The 19,402-nt window shown below is 60.2% G+C and carries 18 protein-coding genes and 2 pseudogenes; 13 read left to right on the forward strand and 7 right to left on the reverse strand.

What is annotated here, in order from left to right; genetic code table 11:
* Nucleotides 1-31: 31 nt before the first annotated feature.
* The 3 genes from MOV63_RS11320 to MOV63_RS11330 all read left to right on the forward strand — a co-directional run bounded on the left by MOV63_RS11320 (nucleotide 32) and on the right by MOV63_RS11330 (nucleotide 2,494).
* A complete protein-coding gene (locus tag MOV63_RS11320; RefSeq protein ID WP_040124136.1) occupies nucleotides 32-397 on the forward strand; it encodes a response regulator transcription factor in 366 nt (121 codons plus the stop codon).
* A gap of 397 nt (nucleotides 398-794) precedes the next feature.
* Nucleotides 795-1,712, forward strand: coding sequence for an MBL fold metallo-hydrolase (locus tag MOV63_RS11325; protein ID WP_405029323.1), 918 nt, complete (start codon nucleotides 795-797; stop codon nucleotides 1,710-1,712).
* A gap of 134 nt (nucleotides 1,713-1,846) precedes the next feature.
* Complete coding sequence (locus MOV63_RS11330) at nucleotides 1,847-2,494, forward strand: hypothetical protein (protein WP_247033843.1); 648 nt, start codon at nucleotides 1,847-1,849, stop codon at nucleotides 2,492-2,494.
* 94 nt (nucleotides 2,495-2,588) lie between these two features.
* Here MOV63_RS11330 and MOV63_RS11335 read toward each other — a convergent pair whose 3' ends face one another.
* Entirely contained in the window at nucleotides 2,589-3,485 is an 897-nt protein-coding gene (locus MOV63_RS11335; RefSeq protein WP_247033844.1) for a LysR family transcriptional regulator, read from the reverse strand.
* A gap of 97 nt (nucleotides 3,486-3,582) precedes the next feature.
* Here MOV63_RS11335 and MOV63_RS11340 point away from each other — a divergent pair, with 97 nt between their 5' ends.
* On the forward strand, nucleotides 3,583-4,332 hold the full coding sequence (locus MOV63_RS11340) for an SDR family NAD(P)-dependent oxidoreductase (RefSeq protein WP_040124143.1): 750 nt from the start codon (nucleotides 3,583-3,585) through the stop codon (nucleotides 4,330-4,332).
* 54 nt (nucleotides 4,333-4,386) lie between these two features.
* Here MOV63_RS11340 and MOV63_RS11345 read toward each other — a convergent pair whose 3' ends face one another.
* The 4 genes from MOV63_RS11345 to MOV63_RS11360 all read right to left on the reverse strand — a co-directional run bounded on the left by MOV63_RS11345 (nucleotide 4,387) and on the right by MOV63_RS11360 (nucleotide 7,336).
* Complete coding sequence (locus MOV63_RS11345; protein WP_040124144.1) at nucleotides 4,387-4,635, reverse strand: hypothetical protein; 249 nt, start codon at nucleotides 4,633-4,635, stop codon at nucleotides 4,387-4,389.
* An 89-nt stretch (nucleotides 4,636-4,724) separates the two neighbouring features.
* On the reverse strand, nucleotides 4,725-4,940 hold the full coding sequence (locus MOV63_RS11350) for a hypothetical protein (RefSeq protein ID WP_247033845.1): 216 nt from the start codon (nucleotides 4,938-4,940) through the stop codon (nucleotides 4,725-4,727).
* A gap of 277 nt (nucleotides 4,941-5,217) precedes the next feature.
* Complete coding sequence (locus MOV63_RS11355) at nucleotides 5,218-6,153, reverse strand: AraC family transcriptional regulator (protein ID WP_247033846.1); 936 nt, start codon at nucleotides 6,151-6,153, stop codon at nucleotides 5,218-5,220.
* 346 nt (nucleotides 6,154-6,499) lie between these two features.
* Nucleotides 6,500-7,336: an alpha/beta fold hydrolase gene (locus MOV63_RS11360; RefSeq protein ID WP_247033910.1), complete on the reverse strand. Its 837-nt coding sequence runs from the start codon at nucleotides 7,334-7,336 to the stop codon at nucleotides 6,500-6,502.
* A gap of 393 nt (nucleotides 7,337-7,729) precedes the next feature.
* Between MOV63_RS11360 and MOV63_RS11365 the strand changes: the two are divergent.
* Nucleotides 7,730-7,852, forward strand: a pseudogene (locus MOV63_RS11365) (IS5/IS1182 family transposase); the annotation flags it as partial.
* Between the two features lie 60 nt (nucleotides 7,853-7,912).
* On the forward strand, nucleotides 7,913-9,007 hold the full coding sequence (locus tag MOV63_RS11370) for a GSU2403 family nucleotidyltransferase fold protein (protein WP_247033912.1): 1,095 nt from the start codon (nucleotides 7,913-7,915) through the stop codon (nucleotides 9,005-9,007).
* Nucleotides 9,008-9,133: 126 nt separating this feature from the next.
* Here the strand turns inward: MOV63_RS11370 and MOV63_RS11375 are convergent, their stop codons facing one another.
* Entirely contained in the window at nucleotides 9,134-10,030 is an 897-nt protein-coding gene (locus tag MOV63_RS11375; protein ID WP_040124146.1) for a LysR family transcriptional regulator, read from the reverse strand.
* 282 nt (nucleotides 10,031-10,312) lie between these two features.
* On the opposite strand from MOV63_RS11375, the pseudogene MOV63_RS11380 reads away from it, so the two are divergent.
* The 7 genes and pseudogenes from MOV63_RS11380 to MOV63_RS11410 all read left to right on the forward strand — a co-directional run bounded on the left by MOV63_RS11380 (nucleotide 10,313) and on the right by MOV63_RS11410 (nucleotide 18,313).
* A pseudogene (locus MOV63_RS11380) lies at nucleotides 10,313-11,716 on the forward strand (ABC transporter substrate-binding protein).
* A gap of 21 nt (nucleotides 11,717-11,737) precedes the next feature.
* Nucleotides 11,738-12,619, forward strand: a complete 882-nt coding sequence (locus MOV63_RS11385) for a dihydrodipicolinate synthase family protein (RefSeq protein ID WP_247033848.1) — start codon at nucleotides 11,738-11,740, stop codon at nucleotides 12,617-12,619.
* Nucleotides 12,620-12,658: 39 nt separating this feature from the next.
* The gene (locus MOV63_RS11390) at nucleotides 12,659-13,615 is read left to right on the forward strand and encodes a nucleoside hydrolase (protein ID WP_247033849.1); all 957 of its coding nucleotides are present in this window, start codon (nucleotides 12,659-12,661) and stop codon (nucleotides 13,613-13,615) included.
* Nucleotides 13,612-14,586: a nucleoside hydrolase gene (locus tag MOV63_RS11395; protein ID WP_247033850.1), complete on the forward strand. Its 975-nt coding sequence runs from the start codon at nucleotides 13,612-13,614 to the stop codon at nucleotides 14,584-14,586. Before MOV63_RS11390 ends, MOV63_RS11395 begins: the two co-directional genes overlap by 4 nt.
* Before the next feature lie 5 nt (nucleotides 14,587-14,591).
* Nucleotides 14,592-15,566, forward strand: a complete 975-nt coding sequence (locus MOV63_RS11400; protein ID WP_247033851.1) for an ABC transporter permease — start codon at nucleotides 14,592-14,594, stop codon at nucleotides 15,564-15,566.
* Nucleotides 15,566-16,504, forward strand: a complete 939-nt coding sequence (locus MOV63_RS11405) for an ABC transporter permease (protein ID WP_247033852.1) — start codon at nucleotides 15,566-15,568, stop codon at nucleotides 16,502-16,504. The genes MOV63_RS11400 and MOV63_RS11405 overlap by 1 nt, the downstream gene beginning before the upstream one ends.
* 3 nt (nucleotides 16,505-16,507) lie before the next feature.
* The gene (locus MOV63_RS11410; RefSeq protein ID WP_247033853.1) at nucleotides 16,508-18,313 is read left to right on the forward strand and encodes an ABC transporter ATP-binding protein; all 1,806 of its coding nucleotides are present in this window, start codon (nucleotides 16,508-16,510) and stop codon (nucleotides 18,311-18,313) included.
* Nucleotides 18,314-18,423: 110 nt separating this feature from the next.
* On the opposite strand, the gene MOV63_RS11415 is transcribed toward MOV63_RS11410, so the two are convergent.
* Complete coding sequence (locus MOV63_RS11415; protein WP_247033854.1) at nucleotides 18,424-19,383, reverse strand: dihydrodipicolinate synthase family protein; 960 nt, start codon at nucleotides 19,381-19,383, stop codon at nucleotides 18,424-18,426.
* Nucleotides 19,384-19,402 lie beyond the last annotated feature (19 nt).

Here is a 19,402-nt window from a genome sequence, read left to right on the forward strand (position 1 = left end):
CTAACTCGCACCGGCCAGGAGGAAGCATAACATGAGCAAGCCCGTGGTGGCGGTTGTCGATGACGATCCAAGGGTTCTTGCATCACTGGAAGAATTGCTGGAGTCGGCCGGATATTTGATCCGCAGCTTCTCTTCCGCAGAATTGCTGCTCGCCCGCGGGCTTGCGGGCGTCGATGTGTTGATCACCGATATCGGCATGCCTGGGGTCGATGGGTTTGAGCTTCGCGACCTTGCCAGGCGGGAGAACCCGCAACTTCCCGTATTCCTGATCACCGGGCGGCATGAGATAGCCGATCAGGACCGAGCCCGCGGCGCCGGCGGTTTTCTGCGAAAACCCTTTGACGGACATGCTCTGCTTGCGGCCGTTCGTGATGCGCTAGGCAAGCGGCAAGACTGAGCGCCCCTGAGTTTCCATCGCTTTTCCTGGTCACGAGATCACGGCTGTTTCATCGCAGACGTGGCCGGTTCGATTGGCCAAGCATCGGCTTGGAGCGCCTGTATTGATGAACCAGCGATTCACCGCTCGTCCAGGACCTATCCTCAAGATATCAGCGTCTCCATCCTCAATAATGGCGGGGCCATAACTTAATCCTCGTTTTCGTAAACGAACGGGAGAACCTACCTGTTCTTGGGTGTAGCCCTCCCTCTCCCTCGGCCCAATCGACCGCCAAAAAGCGCGCCAATACACTCCGTCGCATGGTTCGTGCCCCGCACGTTCCAATCCCGCAGAACAGGAGCGCGTTATGACGCAGGCAGAAGCAAATCCCCCCATGATGGGTCAGCAGGAGACAAAAATGAATATCGAGAACACTTCACGCTCCGGCAGGCCGGCAACTGAAGAACTGGTTCCGTCGCGTTATGCGGTGAACATTGGCGAGATCGAAGTGTTGGTAATCAGCGATGGCGTGCTGCCCCTTCCGACCAAGATGCTGGGCCACAATGCCGATGCGGCAGAACGTGCCACCTGGCTGGACAGTATGTTCCTGCCGCAGGAAGCTTTCGACTGGGCGCTGAATGCGGTTGTTGTGCGTAGCGGCGCGCAGGTCATCCTCATCGACGCCGGTCTGGGGCTGGATCCGGAATTGAACCTCCCGCGGGCCGGCCAGCTGGTCAAGCGATTGGAGAGCGCCGGCATCGATCTCGGATCGGTGACCGACGTGGTGCTGACCCATATGCACATGGACCACGTCGGCGGGCTGATCGTCGATGGCGTGAAGGAGCGGCTACGTCCCGACCTGCGGATTCACGTTGCCGCAGCCGAGGTTAAATTCTGGGAAGCGCCTGATTTCACGCGTGTAAACATGCCTCCCGGTTTCCCGGATGCGCTTCGGGCGGCGGCCAAACGGTTCGCCGAGGAATACCACAACCAGCTGCGCCTTTTCGACGAGGAACAAGAGGTGGCTCCGGGCGTCGTCGTCTCCCGCACCGGTGGCCATACGCCCGGACATAGCGTGGTCCGCGTCGCTTCCGGAAAAGACCGGCTGATGTTTGCAGGCGACGCTGTCTTTGCGGTCGGCTTCGAGCACCCCGACTGGTTCAATGGTTTTGAGCATGATCCCGAGGAAGCTGCCCGCGTTCGGGTTCGGCTTTTGCGGGAGCTGGCGGCGACAGGCGAACTGCTGGTCGCCACCCACATGCCGTTCCCTTCGGTCGGGCATGTCGCAGTCGACGGCGACGCCTTCCGTTGGGTTCCGGTTTTCTGGGATTACTGACGGCCTATAGGCGACTGCATGCGGTCTGACATTCAGAAGATCGCATGCAGTTTTTTCGCGGCAATTTCGCGTCAGCGGATTTCTGCTCGCGCGATCGTCAATACTAGCACTAAAGCGCCAGAAAAGGTGATGACATGACTGCGATGGAAATGCGCATAGTCGCCGGTATTTCAGTTCCTCACAACCGGCTCATAGACCGCGCGATAGAGCACGCGCACCATGCCTACGAGCCCTATCTCTTCAATCATGTCATGCGTTCCTGGCTTTTTGCGGTAAAGCTCGCTGAGCTGCAGAACATAGCCCATGACGCCGAAGTGCTTGCCATCGGCGCGCTGCTGCATGACATAACCCTCAACGATCGATTTGCGGGGCCCCGCCGCTTCGAAGTGGAAACAGCCGACCTTGCCCGAGATTTCGCGACGGAAGCGGGGCTCAACGGACGGCGCGCCCAGTTGATCTGGGACAGCGTTGCGCTCAATTCGACACCGTCGATTGGGCTCTACAAGGAGGCTGAAGTGGCCCTTTGTACTACCGGCATTTGTTTTGATGTGGTCGGTCTGAAATATAGCTTCATCCCATCATCTGACGTGCGGGCGATCGTTGCCGAATTCCCGCGGCTCGGAATGAAGCGAAAAATGACCTCGTGTTTCTGCCATATCGCGAAAACGCAGCCGGAAACCACCTATGACAATTTCGTGCGGGACTTCGGCGAGCGTTTCGTTCCGGGCTATACGGTTCCTTCCTCGGTCGATCTCGTTGCCGCCGCTCCCTTCGACGAGTGATGGGCATACTTTACGGCCCGGTGCAGAACGGTACCTCGCCCATCTGGGACGGCGACGAAGAACCAGGCAGGATATTGGTTATCACCCACCCAAGTTACAGGTCGGCGAGGGTTCTGGCCTCGCCGGCCATGTAATCGCAAAATAGTCTTACACGTGCCGGAACAGTCCGCCCATAAGCATGCAGTATATTAAGGGGGAGCTTCGGAAGTGCGATTTCCGGCGCGAGATCGACGAGCGTGCCGGCTCGCACGTCGTCTGCGACGAGGCATCGCAGAAGAAAGGCCGCGCCAAGCCCGCTCAATGCAGCCTGGATCAGGGCCGAGCCCGTGTCGCAATCGACCCGTCCCCTCGGAATGAACGTCGTGCCGTCCGCAAGCCTGACAGGTTGTACGGCACCATCCATGGTGTAGCGCGCAAAAGGTAAACCTGGGAGGTCATCCACCGATCTTAGACGTCCGGTTAATTCAAGAAGAGCCGGGGAGGCGACGATCGCCATCGGTAGATCCGCCAGGCGGCGGACGATCAGGTCCTCCTGCATTAGCGAGCCGGCGCGCAGCACGACGTCATAGTCCTCACGAACTAGATTGACGAAACGATCGGTCAGCCCGATATCGAGCTGGAGGTCCGGATAATCCTTCGCAAACGTACCGAACAGGCGGGGGAGTAGCAGCGGTGCAAGCTCGCCGGGCATGCTGATCCGCAGCCTGCCGGAGGGAGCCGCTTGTGGCCGGATGGCTTCATCGCTCGCATCGAGTTCGCGCAGCAGCGGAGCGACGCGCTCGAAAAATGCCTGCCCATCCTGCGTCAGGGTCAGCGCTCGAGTCGAGCGCAGGAAAAGCCGCGTACCGATCTTCTTCTCCAGCCGTGCCACGCTTTTCGAAACCGCCGATGGTGTCGTGCTGAGATCGCGCGCCGCCGCCGTGAACGATCCCGCTTCCACGGTCCTCACGAACGCCGTCAAACCTGACGTCTCATCCAGCAGGTTCGGCATTTACATCTCCGTGGCACAGATCATGTGCCCGATAGGGGGCTAATAGCTCGCACCGCTAGCATTTATCTCATCCTCGAAAGAAAAGGAGATAAACAAAATGCAGCATCTTGCAGACAAGGTCGCCGTAATCACAGGCGGCAATAGCGGTATCGGCAAGGCAACCGCCCGACTGTTCGCAGAGGAAGGCGCTCAAGTCGTTATCACCGGCCGGCGTCAGGACATCGTTGATCGGGCGGTTGGCGAGATCGGCCATGGCGCACTTGGCCTCGTCGGCGACGTCGCCGATCCGGAGCATCATCAAAAGCTTGCGGACGTGGTGAAGACGCGCTTTGGCGGGCTGGACATCTATGTGGCTAATGCCGGCGTCATCAACCTTACCGCCTCTGACACCGTTACACTGGAGGACTACGACCGGCACTTTGCCACCAATACCCGCGGTGTTTTCCTTGGCGTGCAGGCGATCGCCCCGCTGATCCGGGTCGGCGGCAACATCATCGTTACGAGCTCGCTCGCCGCCACCAAGGTCCTGCCAAATCACATCGTTTATGCCGGCTCCAAAGCGGCTGTTGCCGCGTTCGCGAAGAACTGGGCGATCGAGTTCAAGCCGCGGAAGATCCGCGTCAATATCCTCAGCCCCGGACCGGTGGAAACCGCCATCCTCGGCAAGCTGGGCGTTTCGGAGGCCGATCGCCCGGCGTTCGAGGACTACATGGCATCCCTTATCCCTGCTGGGCGGATGGGACGTCCGGAGGAAGTCGCCCGCGCGGCCCTGTTTCTTGCTTCGGCAGCGGGAAGCTTCGTCAACGGTGTCGAATTGCATGTCGATGGCGGCATGACGCTGGCCTAAAGGATCGAAGCAGCCAACCCCCACGGGTTGGCTGCTTCGGACGAATATGCTTCGTCAGTTTGGACGCTGGATTCCTTCATAATAATCGCCGCTATCGATGGCCTTCTCATCCAGGAGACGGCCGTACGCGGGAGCTGTGTGCGACACCGAACCGGTATAGTCCCGGCTAACCGGCGGGCGGGACTGTTGCCTGACGGTATTCTTCTGGGCACCTTCGTAATAATCTCCCTCTGCATAGGTAACGCTGGCAGAGCCTGCTGCGGCAATCAGTACGAGAGCGAAAGCGGTCTTGATGTTTGTCATGGTTGATCTCCTTCAGAGTTGTCCGAGGTGCTGGGTTGCGACCTCACCTGCGGAATGTTTCGGTGGATTGCATGAACTGCGGGACGGAGTTAGTTGATGTCTTCGTCGCCCGGTTTTCGGTTGTCGCGAGACGTGCGAGGACGAATTACGTCCGGTTTTCCAGAGTTATAAGCTACTGCAGCGGTCGTGAGCGCCGACCGTCCAGAAGGTTCACGATGCTCCTTTCCGAAATCGACCGGCGTTCCGACGAGAGCCGACGAAACAAGCAGTCCGGACAGAGCGTAGAGAGTGGCTTCTCTCAGCATGTCATTCTCCTTATGGGTTTACATTCGTATTCCAGTGACGGGGTCCATTCCTGATCATGATGTTACATTAATAGAAGTAACGTCTGATCACTTTCTGAAATAAATAGCATAGACGCCTTCACGAAAGGTATGTCATTGACTTAAACAATCGCTACTGGGTCACTAACGTTTCTTGATCATTGCTTCTCCTTAACTTTGACTGTCGATTTTCAAAGAATATCGCAAAGGAGACGCTGAAGACATTTCAGAGTTGCTCGGAATGTTGAGGGATTGCGGTCTATAGGGCCGCCCGCCGCCATTCGCCGGGGGTCAGGCCCGTATGGCGCTTGAAGGCCACACAGAAGGCGGTGAGGGTCCCATAGCCCAGCACGCCTGCGATATCCGTGATCTGCATCATGGGGTCCCGCAGCATGGCCATGGCCTGTTCCATCCGCCTCTGGCGCAACCATTCGTAGGGTGTCATGCCGGTGCTTTTCTTAAACGCGCGGCAGAAGTGAAAGCGGGAAAGGTTGGCCGCTTCGGCGAGCGCGCCGAGCGAAAGATCCTCCTCCTTTTCAGACGACAGCCGCTCGAGGGACATCCGCAAAATCCCCGGCGCCAGGCCGCCCGAGGCTTTTTCTAACGCCTCACAGACGCCGGCATGGGTTTTCACGAGATGGATGGCGATCAGGCTTGCAAGCTGCTGGCGATAGAGCCCGTCCAAGCTGCTGATACCATTGGACGACTGATGCGCCATCGTAAGCAGGGTCGCCATCACGTTGTCCTGCTGCGCAGTACTCTCGACCAACGATCGACCTTCCCCGGGGCATTCCCGGGCAACCCGGTCCAGGAGATCCGGGGAGAGATAGAGCTGCACGATGTCCATCGGGCCGTGAATATCCCAACGTGACGTCGATCCTGCCGGGATGAAGGTTATGCTGCCTTGGCGTCCCATACCTGTCGCATATGCCTTCCCGGACCGGCGCTCCAGCCGCTGCATAGCGCCGAGATAGGTCATGATCACGTGATCCGACATGGGGTGCACGACGTCGTGGAACGGGTTGTGTTTCCATCGGGCGAGCCGGGTATCAAAGGGATCGTCGATACGAAAGGATTCCACCGGGGCAGTGCGCAGGACACGCTCCATTTCGCGGTCCGGTGACACATGTCCCTCCTGCGGTCTGGCATTTGCCATCACATCAGGAGGAAGCGACTGAAATTTGAGAGGAGCCATGCTTCAATCCCTCCAGCGAACTCGTCGTCGAGAACGTGAAAGGACGATAGGATGCTGTGACCACTGACGATATTGCCCGCTCGAGTATGCCGATCTGTTCCGGCGAATGGAGCGTTCTTAGCAAATGCCGTGTTCAACGCCGACTATCTGAGGAAACATCCTGTGCTTAGGGATAGCTTTGGCAACCAAAGCACTTGCTGGCACCAACCTCGGCATTGGCCCCTCGCTTTAGCTTGGAAGTCGTAATGCCATTCTTTCGAATGGAGTGGCTGACCGCTACTTTTGAAAATTTCATAGAAAGAACGGGAAGCGGCGCTGGCGGCGGATAGCGCCGCTTCCCAGCCGACTACCGCTCGATAAAGGCGAGCAGGTCGGCGTTGATGATTTCGGCATGCGTCGTGCACATCCCGTGCGGCAGGTTGTGATAGATCTTAAGGGTGGAGTCCTTTAGAAGCTTGGCCGAGAGCAGCGCGGAGTCGGCGATCGGCACGATCTGGTCGTCATCGCCATGCATCACAAGCGTCGGCACGGTGATCTTTTTGAGATCTTCGGTGAAATCCGTTTCCGAAAACGCCCTGATGCCGAGATATTGCGCGTTGGCACCACCCATCATCGACTGGCGCCACCAGTTCTGGACGATCGTTTCGATCTTTTTGGTGCCTTCCCGATTGAAGCCATAGAAGGGACCGCTTGCGAGATCATGGTAAAATTGTCCGCGATTTGCGGCAAGCTGTGAACGCAGGCCGTCGAAGACTTCGATCGGCAATCCGCCGGGATTTGCCTTGGTCTTGACCATGATCGGCGGCACGGCGCCGATCAGTACCAGTTTTGCGACGCGTCCGTCAGGCTGGCCGTGCCTGGCGACATAGTGCGTGGCCTCACCGCCGCCGGTCGAGTGCCCGATATGAATGGCGTTGCGAAGATCGAGGTGCTTGGCGACTGCAGCAAAATCGGCCGCATAATGATCCATATCGTGGCCGTCGCTGACCTGGCTCGAGCGGCCGTGGCCCCGCCGGTCGTGGGCGATCACACGATATCCCTTGCCGAGGAAAAAAAGCATCTGGGTGTCCCAGTCGTCGGCGGAAAGCGGCCAGCCATGATGAAAGACGAGCGGCTGAGCGGTCTTTGGCCCCCAGTCCTTGTAGAAGATCTCGGCGCCATCGGGAGTGGTTACGTAGTTCACGTCACTGCTTTCCTTGTTGGTCTGACGGCTTTTGGAGGCGGTGCTCTTGGCTGCGGCGCTGGCGGGCATTGCCGCCAGAACCGAAGCGGAAAGACCGGCAATCAGCACGTTGCGCCGGAACGCTTGCGGTGGCGCGAGAAGATGTTCGCTTGTATTCGATGAGTCTGGGAAAGAGTTTCCGATCATGATTTTCTCCGTGTTTGATGCATCCACGAGAGAGGTTCTACCCAATTGGGAAAACCCATGACCTTTCAGAATTGCGCTGCGTGTAGCGGAGTTGCTGTTCTTTTTCGCGGCACGGCTCCAGAAGGTTTTGAACTCTCTTCGGGCGACGTGACGCATCCCAAGCCAAGGCCAGTTGATGCCTCTTCTCGATGATGTCCCGGGGCGGCCGATATGGACGGACGTGCTCTCGTGCTTGATCCTCAACCGGCCGACGTTCAGAATCGCGATCGTGCTATCCCGGTTCTGCGACGGTCTCGGAAGATCTTACCGTTCGTGGCATCCTATCTTGCGACCTATCCTCTCGACCGTTATACTGCTTTTGAAAAACAGTATAACATCGGAGTCGAGCTTATGAAGTCTATCGACCTCGTGTATCAGACGATGCTCGCCGAGCTAGGTCAGCGCTCGCTCGACGCCGCTTGGACGGCCGATTTCCCTCCGGAGGGTCGGTTCACCCCGGCGAACATCAAGGGGCGCAAATACTGGTACTTCGACATTCCAGATGGACATGGTGGTACGAAACGTCGTTACGTCGGTTCTGCTGATGATCCGGATATCGCGCAGCGCGTAGCTGATCATAAGCGGGACAAGGACGATCTACGTGCTCGCAGGCGCTTGGTAAATACCCTGACCCGCGAAGGCGGGATGGTCGCCCCTGACGCCATGTCGGGCGACATAGTCGAGGCTCTTGCCGATGGCGGTCTCTTCCGGCTCCGGGGTATTCTCATCGGCACGGTGGCCTTTCAGTGCTATTCAGGACTGCTGGGCGTCCGCCTTCCTATGGCTGCGATTCTGACCGGCGATGCGGACATCGCCCAGGACTATGCCATCAGTCAGGAGCTTGAAGACAGTCTGCCTCCGATCGTTGAGCTGTTGCAGGGCGTCGACGCCAGCTTCCGGCCAATTCCACATCGATCGGGATCCGCGGCCTCGTCGGCGTTTCAGAATGCCGACGGCTACAGGGTTGAATTCCTGACGTCGAACCGTGGTTCGGATGACTACGTCGACCAGCCGGCGAAGATGCCCGCCCTTGGTGGCGCCAGCGCGGATCCATTACGCTTTCTCGACTTCCTCATAAGGGAACCCGTCAGGACAATGCTGCTCCACCGAAGCGGCGTCCCAGTCGTCGTCCCCGATCCGTCCCGGTATGCGGTCCACAAGCTCATAGTCGCTAGTCGCCGACACACTGATGGGCAGGGCCCGGCGAAGCGAGAGAAGGACGTTCGTCAAGCTGCGCTGCTCCTTGAGGCCCTGCAGCAGACAAGGCGATCTGCCGACTTGGCGCTCGTCTACAACGAAGCATGGGAGCGCGGGCCTGCGTGGCAAGAAGGTATTCGAACCGGGGCGGGAATGCTGCCTCCACAAGATGCCGAGCGGCTCCGCACCGTCCTGATCGAGGGCGCGAAAAAGAACCGCGAAGAAATTGAACTTCCGTTGGGAGAGTAGGCTGTCTTCCACCTCGAAAGCCAAGCAGTTGATTTAATTCGAAAGTGGCGAAGACAAATATGGTGTCGAGAGTTCATGTCCACTCAATAGCACCGACTTCCACTGATCGACCGCCCCAAGCATACTTCATCTGGTATTGTTGATAGCACACATCATATCCTGCATCCGCCTTACGATGTCGTCCAGCACTGCAATGCGCTGCCCGCCTGACGGACGGATGGCGAAATAGGAGACTTCGATCTTCGGCTCGAACGGAATGGCGATGATGTCGGCGCTGGCGGACCGAAGGCTGGTGTGATCGACGATGCCGACACCCATTCCCGATGCCGCGAAATAGCAGCAGTTCAGCATCGAGGTTTCCATCGTGCTGATCGGTTGATGGTCTTCATTCGAAAAGGCGCGGTCCAGCGCCAGCCTGAGCGGCGAATTGCGGCCCGGGATCAGGACGCGCTCGTCCAGAAGGTCGGCGGGCGTGATAACCTTGCGAGACGCCAGCCGGTGGCCGGGCGCCATGGCGGCGACCGCATGCGAACCGTGCAGCAGGACGGCATTCTTGTCGGCCATGCGCGGCGAGCTGAAGACGAAGCCGAGATCATAGCGGTTTTTCTCGACCATGTCCCAGATATGGCGGCTGTTTTCGACATCGATCACCAGTGGGATGTCCAAACGTTTGCCGACAACATCGATGATCGCCTGATGCAGGTAGGGCCGGACCAGTGAGGTGACGCTGGCTATCCTCAGCACGATGTTCTTGTGCCGGCGGATATCGTCGGCGGCCTGGGCGATCTGGTCGAGGCCGAGATAAAGCCGCTCGACCTCCCGGAAGAGCTGCGTCGCCTCGGCTGTCGGCATCAACCGGGTTCCGACCCGTTCGAACAGCCTGATCTCGACGATTTCCTCCAAGTCGCGGATGAGGCGGCTGACGGCAGGCTGAGTGACGTTCATCGCCTCGGCGGCGGCGGTAATGCCGCCCGTCATCATCACGCTTCTGAAGGCTTCGACCTGCCGTGGTTTCAATCGCATGCGCTTGGCTCTCCCATAACATTAGGACATGAACGGAATACCAAATGCAATTTTTCTTTTCTGGCCCGAGGCTTTAATGCCATCTCTAATCCGCTGGGAGAGCGCGGATTTCGGAAACCCCGGAGGAGCTCCATCATGAAATTCCTTACGATCGCAGCCGCACTGGCAGCGTCAGTTTTTGCCGCACCGCTCGCAGCCCATGCGAAGGATCTCACCGTTGGTCTGGCCGCCTCGACCACATCCATGGATCCGCAGTTCTATGTCGTCGGCCCGAACAGCGCCATGGCGCGCAACATCTTCGACGGTCTCGTCAATCAGGATGCCAAGCAGCAGATCCAGCCGGCACTCGCCGCATCTTGGAAGACGATCGACGATACGACCTGGGAGTTCAAGCTGCGACCGAACGTCAAGTTTCACGACGGCAGCGACTTCACGGCTGACGACGTCGTCGCCAGCATCAAACGCGTGCCGCTCGCCTCGAAGAACAGTCCAAGCTCGTTCGCAGCCTATGTGAAGGCGATCACCGATGTCACCGCCGTCGATCCGCTCACGGTGCGCATCAAGACGGACGGTCCGACGCCGCTCCTTCTGAACAACCTCAGCCGCATTGCCATCCTGCCGGCTGAGATGGAAAAGACGACCACCGAAGACATGAACTCGGGCAAGGGCGTCATCGGCACCGGTCCGTTCAAGTTCGTCTCCTGGACGCCGGACGACAACGTTGTCGTCGCGCGCAACGACGGCTACTGGGGCGAGAAGGCTGCCTGAGACAAGGTGACGTTCCGGGTGTTCAAGAACAGCAGCGCCCGTGTCGCCGCCATGCTTTCCGGCGATGTCGACATGATCGAGAGCATTCCGACTGCCGACACGCGCAAGCTCCAGGCGTCCGACAAGCTGAAGGTCGTCAACGTTGCGGGCAACCGCATCATGTATCTGCACATGGATCAGGGCCGCGAGGAATCGCCCTTCGCCAAGGGTCCGGACGGCAAGAACCCGCTGCTGAAGCCGGAAGTACGTCGCGCGCTTTCTCTCTCGATCAACCGTGAGGCGCTCGTCGACCGCATCATGGACGGCCAGGGCGTGCCGGCCGGGCAGGTCGTTCCGGAAGGTTATTTCGGTTATGACCCGGCCATCAAGGTCGATGCCTACGACCCGAACAAGGCTAAGGAAATGCTGGCCAAGGCGGGTTATTCAGACGGTTTCTCGTTGACCTTCCACGCATCGAACGACCGTTATCCGAACGACTCCAAGGTGGCGCAGGCGATTGGCCAGTTCTTCAGCCGCATCGGCATCAAAACGGAGGTCGTGACGCTGCCGGGCAGCGTCTACTTCACCCGCGCTTCCAATCTGGAGTTCAGCTTCATCATGGGCGGTGCCGCTGTCGAAACCGGCGAAGCCTCCGGCGTGCTCGGCCCCATCCTCGAGACCTATGGCGAGAAGGCAGGGCAGGGCAATCGCGGCCGCTACTCCAATCCGGAGTTCGACAAGGCGCTGAGCGAAGCCCGTGGTACGCTCGATGACGCCAAGCGTGAGGCGCTCCTGAAGAAGGCGACCGAGATCGCCATGACCGATCTCGGTGTCATCCCGGTCTTTTACCTCGCCAACACCTGGGCTCTGAAGAACGGCCTTTCCTATGAAGGCCGGTCGGATGCCTACACGCTTCCCTATTATGTGAAGCCGAACTGATCCGGAAAGCGGTGATCCGTCATGTCTTTCAGCGGTGTTTTTCCCTACCTTGTTTCGCCGATCGACCAGTCGGGCGCGGTCATGGAAGGCGTGCTGACGGATCTCGTGGATCATCTGATCGACGCTGGCGTCCATGGATTGACGCCGCTCGGCAGCACCGGTGAATTTGCCTATCTCTCCCCAGAGCAGCGGCGTCACGTCGTCGACACCGTAATCTCGGCCAATCGCGGCCGGGTGCCCGTTGTCGCCGGCGTGGCGTCTACGTCGACCAGCGATGCCGTTGCTCAGACGGAATACATGGTCGAGGCGGGAGCCGACGGCATATTGGCTATTCTTGAAGCCTATTTCCCGGTCAGCGATGAGGGCGTCGAAGCCTATTTCACGGCGATCGCCAGGGCGGCCAGGGGGCGACCGGTCGTTCTCTACACCAATCCGCAGTTCCAGCGTTCCGATCTCACTCTCCCCGCGATCGAGCGTCTGAGCCATGTCGAGAACATCCGCTACATCAAGGATGCCTCGACCAATACCGGGCGCCTGCTCTCCATCATCGAGCGGACCCGTGGCCGGATGGAGGTGTTTGCCGCCTCCGCGCATATTCCGGTCTGCGTGATGATGATCGGCGGGGTTGGCTGGATGGCAGGCCCGGCCTGCATCGTGCCGCGCCAGAGCATTGCCCTTTACGAAGCGGCGAAGGCGGGCGACTGGGCAAAGGCGATGGAACTGCAGCGTCCGCTTTGGCGCGTCAACGAGATCTTCGCGAAATATTCGATCGCCGCCTGCATCAAGACGGCGCTCGAGCTTCAGGGCTTTCCGGTCGGCGCGTCGATGGCGCCGCAGGCGCCGCTCGCAGACGCGGCTCGTGCCGAGATCGGTGCGGTTCTGCGTGATGTCGGCGCGCTCTGAGCGCCGGCATTCAACCGACAATTCAAGGGCAAATTCGAAATGACTCCAATTCCGATCATCGTGGATTGCGATCCGGGGATAGACGACACGATCGCGCTTCTGACGGCTTTCGTTTCGCCGGAACTCGAAATCCTCGGCATCACGCCCGTCTGCGGTAACCAGCCGCTCGAACGCACGGTGCGCAATGCCCTGCAGGTCTGCGAACTGGGCCGGAGAACGGATATTCCGGTCTATGCCGGCTGTTTCCGGCCGATGCTGCGCGAGCCGATCTTCGGCCAGTTCCATGGCAAGACCGGGCTAGGCAATACGGTGCTGCCGGAACCGGTGAAGACGGTCGAGCCCAAGTCAGCAGTCGATTTCCTGATCGACATCCTGACCGCCGCAGCTCTAAAAAAGCGGATCACCATCTGTTGCCTCGGTCCGATGACCAATCTCGCCGTGGCGCTGCGGATGAACCCGCAGGTCGCCGAGGGCATCGAGCGTATCGTGATGATGGGCGGTGCCTATCGCGAGCCCGGCAACCGGACGATGACCGCGGAATTCAACGTGCTGGCCGATCCACATGCCGCGCATGTCGTGTTTTCGAGCGGCATCCCGATCGTCGCGCTGGCACTCGATGCGACGCATCAGGTCATGCTGAAGCCGGAGCACGTCGCAGAGTTTTCGAATGTCAGCGGCCGCATTTCACAGACGCTTGCCGAACTCATGGCCTTCTGGGACCGTAACGACGTGCGCCGCTACGGCTCGCGCGGCGGGCCCCTCCATGATCCGCTGGTGATCGCTTACCTTCTGGCGCCGCATCTCTTTACGACCGAGCGCGCCCGGGTGTTCGTCGAGCACGAGAGTGAGCTTTGCATGGGCCAGACCATCGCCGATTGGTACGGCAAGAGCGGCCTCGAACCCAATGCGGATATCGTGACCAAGGTGGATGCGGAGGGCATCATCGCCTTGTTCCTCGATCGCCTTTCGCGTTACGCCGAAAAGGCCGTCGCATGAGCCGCCAACCGGTCATCATCGACGCGGACCCTGGCCTGGATGACGCGGCGGCCATCCTCATGGCGCTGGCATCGCCGGAGATCGACGTGCTCGGCCTGTCGATCGTCGCTGGCAATGTCCCTTTGCAGGATACGGTAGCGAACGCCTGCAAGATCGTCGGCGTTTCCGGCCGCACCGATGTGCCCGTTTACGCTGGCGCGGCCGGTCCGCTGGTCCGGGAGCAGGTGTTTGGAAAATATGCGAGGATCGGCGCTTTCAGCGATGACCTCGTTGCACGCAGCGACATCACGCCGTCGGAAGAACATGCGGTACGGTTCATCGTCAGGTCGGCGCGCGAAGCGGCCAGGGCCGGTGAGCCAATCACCATCTGCGCCATCGGGCCGATGACCAATCTTGCGCTTGCCCTCATCCAGCACCCTGATGTGGCGCTCGGCATCCGGCAGATCGTGTCGATGGGCGGCGCCTTCACCGCGCTCGGCCATCGCACCCCCTGGGCCGAGTTCAACGTGCTTGCGGACCCGCACGCGGCAGAGATCGTCTATCGTTCCGGCGTCCCGATCGTGGTGATGCCGCTCGACATGACCTTCCAGGCGCTGTTCACGGCGGAACACTTCAAGAGCTTTAGCGCTCGCGGCGGGGCCGCGGGGTGCGCGCTCTACAATCTCTTCTCGACCTTCGACCGCAGTGACATAGCGCGCTTCGGACGGCCGGGCGGGCCGATCCACGACGCGACGACGATCGCGTGGCTGATCAGGCCGGAGCTTTTCACCAGCCGCAAAGCAACCGTCGGCACGCAGGTCACCGGGCTCACGATGGGTTATACCTATGCCGACTTCTACCACAAGATGGACCGCACCCCAAACGCCACCGTGGTGACCGACGTGGACGAGGCGGGGTTCATCAATCTATTGATCGAGCGCATCTCGCTTTATGGAAGCGCCGCGCCCGGTCCCAAAACGCCGGGAGGCTGAAATCTATGAGCGGTTATCTCTTAAGCCGGTCGATCCAGACGGTTCTGACGCTATTTGTGATGTCGGTTCTGGTTTTCGTGGGCCTTTATCTCGTCGGCAATCCGGTTGACGTGCTCCTGAGTTCCACGGCGACGCCGACGGAACGCCTGCAGGTCATCCAGGCCTTCGGGCTCGATAAGCCGGTATGGGAGCAATATTGGTTGTTCCTCACACGTGCGTTGTCCGGTGACCTGGGCAATTCCTTCGTCTTCAACCAGCCGGCGCTGACGCTGATCCTCAAACGCATGCCGGCGACGCTTGAACTCGCGTTCGTGGCGCTCGTCCTCGGTCTCGTCTTCGGAATTCCGCTCGGCGTCTACGCGGGCCTGAAGCCGAAGAGCCTGATCTCCAAATCGGTGATGACCTTCTCGATCCTCGGCTTCAGCCTGCCGACCTTCTGGATCGGCCTGGTGATGGTCATGCTGTTCAGCGTCCAGCTGGGGTGGCTGCCGGCATCCGGGCGAGGCGAGACGGTGCCGGTGTTCGGCGTTCCCATCAGCCTCTTCACGCTGGATGGCCTGTCTCATCTTCTTCTGCCGGCGCTGAACCTGGCGCTGTTCAAGATTTCCCTCATCATCCGTCTCACGCGCGCCGGCGTGCTCGAAACAATGCAGCTCGATTTCGTTCGTTTCGCGCGCGCCAAGGGCCTGCCGGAACGCCGGATCGTCACCGTGCATGTGCTGAAGAACACGCTCATTCCGCTGATCACGGTCATCGGGCTCGAACTCGGTTCGCTGATCGCGTTCGCGGTCGTCACCGAAACGATCTTCGCCTGGCCGGGCATGGGCAAGCTCATCATCGACGCCATCGCCGTTCTCGATCGTCCGGTGATCCTCGCCTACCTGATGATCACCGTCGTGATGTTCAGCATCATCAACCTCCTCGTCGACATCCTCTATTCGATCGTCGACCCGCGCGTTCGTCTTGAAGGGAATTCGTGATGAGCCGGGACACCAATACTGCCGGTTCGGTCCATGTCGGCAACGCCGACGGTCAGGCACGCCGCTCGCGCTCGCCGTTCCGTCAGATGATTGTCGCCCTCCTGCACGACAAGCTGGCGCTTGTCGGGATCTTTCTGGTGCTGGTCTTCATTCTGGCTGCCGTTCTTGCGCCCCTGATCGCGCCGCAGAACCCGTATGATCTGTCGCAGCTTGATATCCTCGACGGTCGGCTGCCTCCGGGCTCGCAGAGCATGAACGGGATGGTGTACCTGATCGGCACCGACGACCAGGGCCGTGATCTCCTGAGCGCCGTTCTTTACGGGCTGAGGACCAGTATCCTCGTCGGCATATCGAGTGCGGCGATCGCATTGGTGATCGGCGCCTCCCTCGGTCTCGTCAGCGCCTATGCCGGGGGCCGGCTGGATTCGTTCCTGATGCGCGTCGTCGACATCCAGCTCAGCTTCCCGGCGATCCTGATCGCGCTGATCTTTCTCGCGGTCCTGGGGCAGGGGGTCGACAAAATCATCCTGGCGCTGATCGTCACCCAATGGGCCTATTACGCCCGCACGATTCGAGGCTCGGCACTGGTGGAGCGCAAACGCGCCTACGTGGATGCGGCCCGGTCCATGGCACTTCCCGGCAGGCACATCCTCTTCAGGCACATCCTGCCGAACTGCCTGCCGCCACTGATCGTCGTCGCGACCATGCGCGTCGCTTATGCGATCATGCTGGAGGCGACGCTTTCCTTCCTTGGCATCGGCCTGCCGGTGACCGAGCCGTCGCTTGGCCTGCTGATCTCGAACGGGTTCGAATACCTGCTCTCAGGCGACTACTGGATCAGCTTCTTCCCCGGTCTGGTCCTTCTGTTGCTCATCGTCGGCATCAACCTGATCGGCGACAGCCTGCGCGACATTCTCAATCCCCGGCGGGAAGGCTGAGACATGACCCATCCGATCCTTTCGATTTCAAACCTCAACACTGCATTCCGTGTCGGCGGCGAATGGCGCAATGTCGTGAACGACGTCAGCTTCGACATAGGCGCGAAGGAGACCGTCGCCGTGGTCGGCGAATCCGGCTCCGGCAAGAGCGTCACGGCCATGTCGATCATGCGGCTTCTGTCGCCCGGCAATTCGCGCGTCACCGGTCGCATCGATTTCGAGGGCAGGAACCTGCTCGACCTGCCACTCGACGAAATGCAGTCCATCCGCGGCAACCGCATCGGCATGATCTTTCAGGAGCCGATGACCAGCCTCAATCCGGTGCTGAAAATCGGTCAGCAGATCACCGAAGTCCTCGTCCATCATCGCGGCATGTCGCATGCGCAGGCCGAGGCGGAGGCCGTCAGGCTCCTGGATAAGGTGCGTATCCCGTCGGCGAGGTCACGCCTCAACGAATATCCCATGAACTTCTCCGGTGGCATGCGGCAGCGCGTCGTCATCGCCATTGCTCTTGCCTGCGATCCGAAACTCCTGATCGCCGACGAGCCGACGACGGCGCTGGACGTCACCATCCAGGCGCAGATCCTGGAATTCCTCAAGGCCCTACAGGAAGAGGAAGGCATGTCCGTCCTCTTCATCACCCATGACATGGGCGTGGTGGCGGAAATCTCCGACCGCACCGTGGTCATGTATCGCGGCGATGCTGTCGAGACCGGCACGACGCGCGAGATTTTCGCCGGGGCAAAGCATCCTTATACGCGGGCGCTTCTCTCCGCCGTGCCGCAGCTCGGTTCCATGACCGGGATTGACCGGCCGCTGCGTTTTCCCCAGGTCGATATGGTGACCGGCGATATCCAGCCCCCCGAACCCACAGCGGATACGGTGAGGCGCGATGCCACGCCGATCCTGAAGGTCAACGACCTGGTGACCCGGTTCGACATCAAGAAGGGCTTCCTGCGCAAGACAGTCGGCCGCATTCACGCCGTCGAAGGTGTTTCACTGCAGTTGCAGCAGGGCGAGACGCTTTCGCTCGTCGGCGAATCCGGCTGCGGCAAGTCCACAACCGGCCGTTCGATCATCCGGCTGACGGATGCGAAGTCCGGCACAATAGAGATCGACGGCCAGAACGTCCTGGGAGCCGGAAAATCCCAACTGGCGGACATCCGCCGGGAAGCGCAGATGATCTTCCAGGATCCGTTCGAAAGCCTCAATCCGCGCATCCGCATCGGCAATGCGATCGCCGAGCCGATCGTCACCCATGGGCTGGCCGGTGCGGCTGAAGCGAAGGAACGGGTGGCCGAGCTGCTTGAACGCGTCGGCCTTTCAGCATCGATGGCAGACCGCTTCCCGCATGAATTCTCCGGCGGCCAGCGTCAGCGCGTCTGCATCGCCCGCGCCCTTGCTCTGGAGCCGAAGCTGATCATCGCGGACGAATCCGTTTCTGCACTCGACGTTTCAGTCAAGGCGCAGGTGATCAACCTGATGCTCGACCTGCAGGAGAAATACGGTCTCGGCTACCTGTTCATCAGCCACGACATGGCGGTGGTGGAGCGGATCAGTCACCGCGTCGCGGTCATGTATCTGGGCGAGATCGTCGAGATCGGCCCGCGCCAGGCCGTGTTCGAAAACCCGCAGCATGAATATACGAAACGGCTGATGGCGGCGGTCCCGATCGCAGATCCGTCGCGTCGTCAGACGCGCCGGATATCGAACGACGAGATCAAGAGCCCGTTCCGTGCTGCGGATTACGTGCCGCCGAAGCGGTCCTACAGCCAGGCCGGCGAAGGCCACTTCGTACAGGTCGCATAAGGTCAGGCCTGATAAGGCACTTTGAAACCGTTCCGCCAAGCTATGATGATCGGTTCCAGGTCGGTGGCGGCGTGCTCAGGCGGTTTATTTAATGGGCAGGGATGCACTTCCTAGGCCCGCTCAACCTGCTTCTCGACCTGACCGGATTGATATGCCCGGTCCGCCGCCAGCAGTTTCTGCGAAGCTGCCGTTATGGCGGAGAGCACCTTGGCGTCGGTGATATTCTCCAGGAACGGCAGCATCGGGCCGGTATCCGCAATGCCGGCGGTCGCGACCGCTTCATGCAGGACGCGGAGCGGCGATACGCCGTCGCGCAGGTCTTCCAGCCCCATGAAGAAGGCCCGCAGCCGTTCCGCCTCGGCGACGTTGCCGGCCTTCAGTGCTTTCAGGATACCGGTGGACATGGCGGGTGCGACGCAGACGGAGCCGGACGTGAAGCCCTGCAGACCGAAATCCATCAGGTGGCTGATCGCCGGCCGTTCGCCGATGCCGGAGATGATGATCTTGCGATCGACCTTCTGGACGAGTTCGGAGAGGTAGGTATCTTCCTTCGGGTTCTGCCGGACGACTGCGTATTTGATCGTGCAGATCGCCCCATCCGCAACGACGGCCGCGAGATCGGCCGCCGAAATATAGTCGAGCGATTTCACATAGGCGATGATCGGCCGCCCGTAGGCGTCGGCGATACGGCGAAGGCCGGTTGCGACGCCAGCCGAAGTCACCGGGAAATTCAGGGGCAGGACCATCGCTGTCGGCAGGTCGTGGCCCTTGAGAATTGCGATCTGGTCCAGCGACTTGCCGTAGTCCGGACCGACCGAAGGGATAAGCCAGGTGCCGGAGGGGGCGATCTCCTTCAGCATGTCGACCATCTCCGCGAATTCGCGGACGGAGATGTTGTAGAGGTTGGCGTTGCCGCCATAAAGCGCTGTCGTCACGCCGCCTTGCGCCAGATGCGCCAGAATCTGGCGGTTGCCTTCGCGGTCGAGCGTGTAGTCGGCCTTGCGTGCCAGGGGCGGCACGGAGAGGACCGATTTCGCAAGCATTTCTGGTGTCACGGAAAAATTGGGCATGGCTTCAGGCTCCCGGTTC

Origin of the sequence: Neorhizobium sp. SHOUNA12A, from assembly GCF_023006505.1 — a bacterium.
Lineage (GTDB): Bacteria > Pseudomonadota > Alphaproteobacteria > Rhizobiales > Rhizobiaceae > Neorhizobium.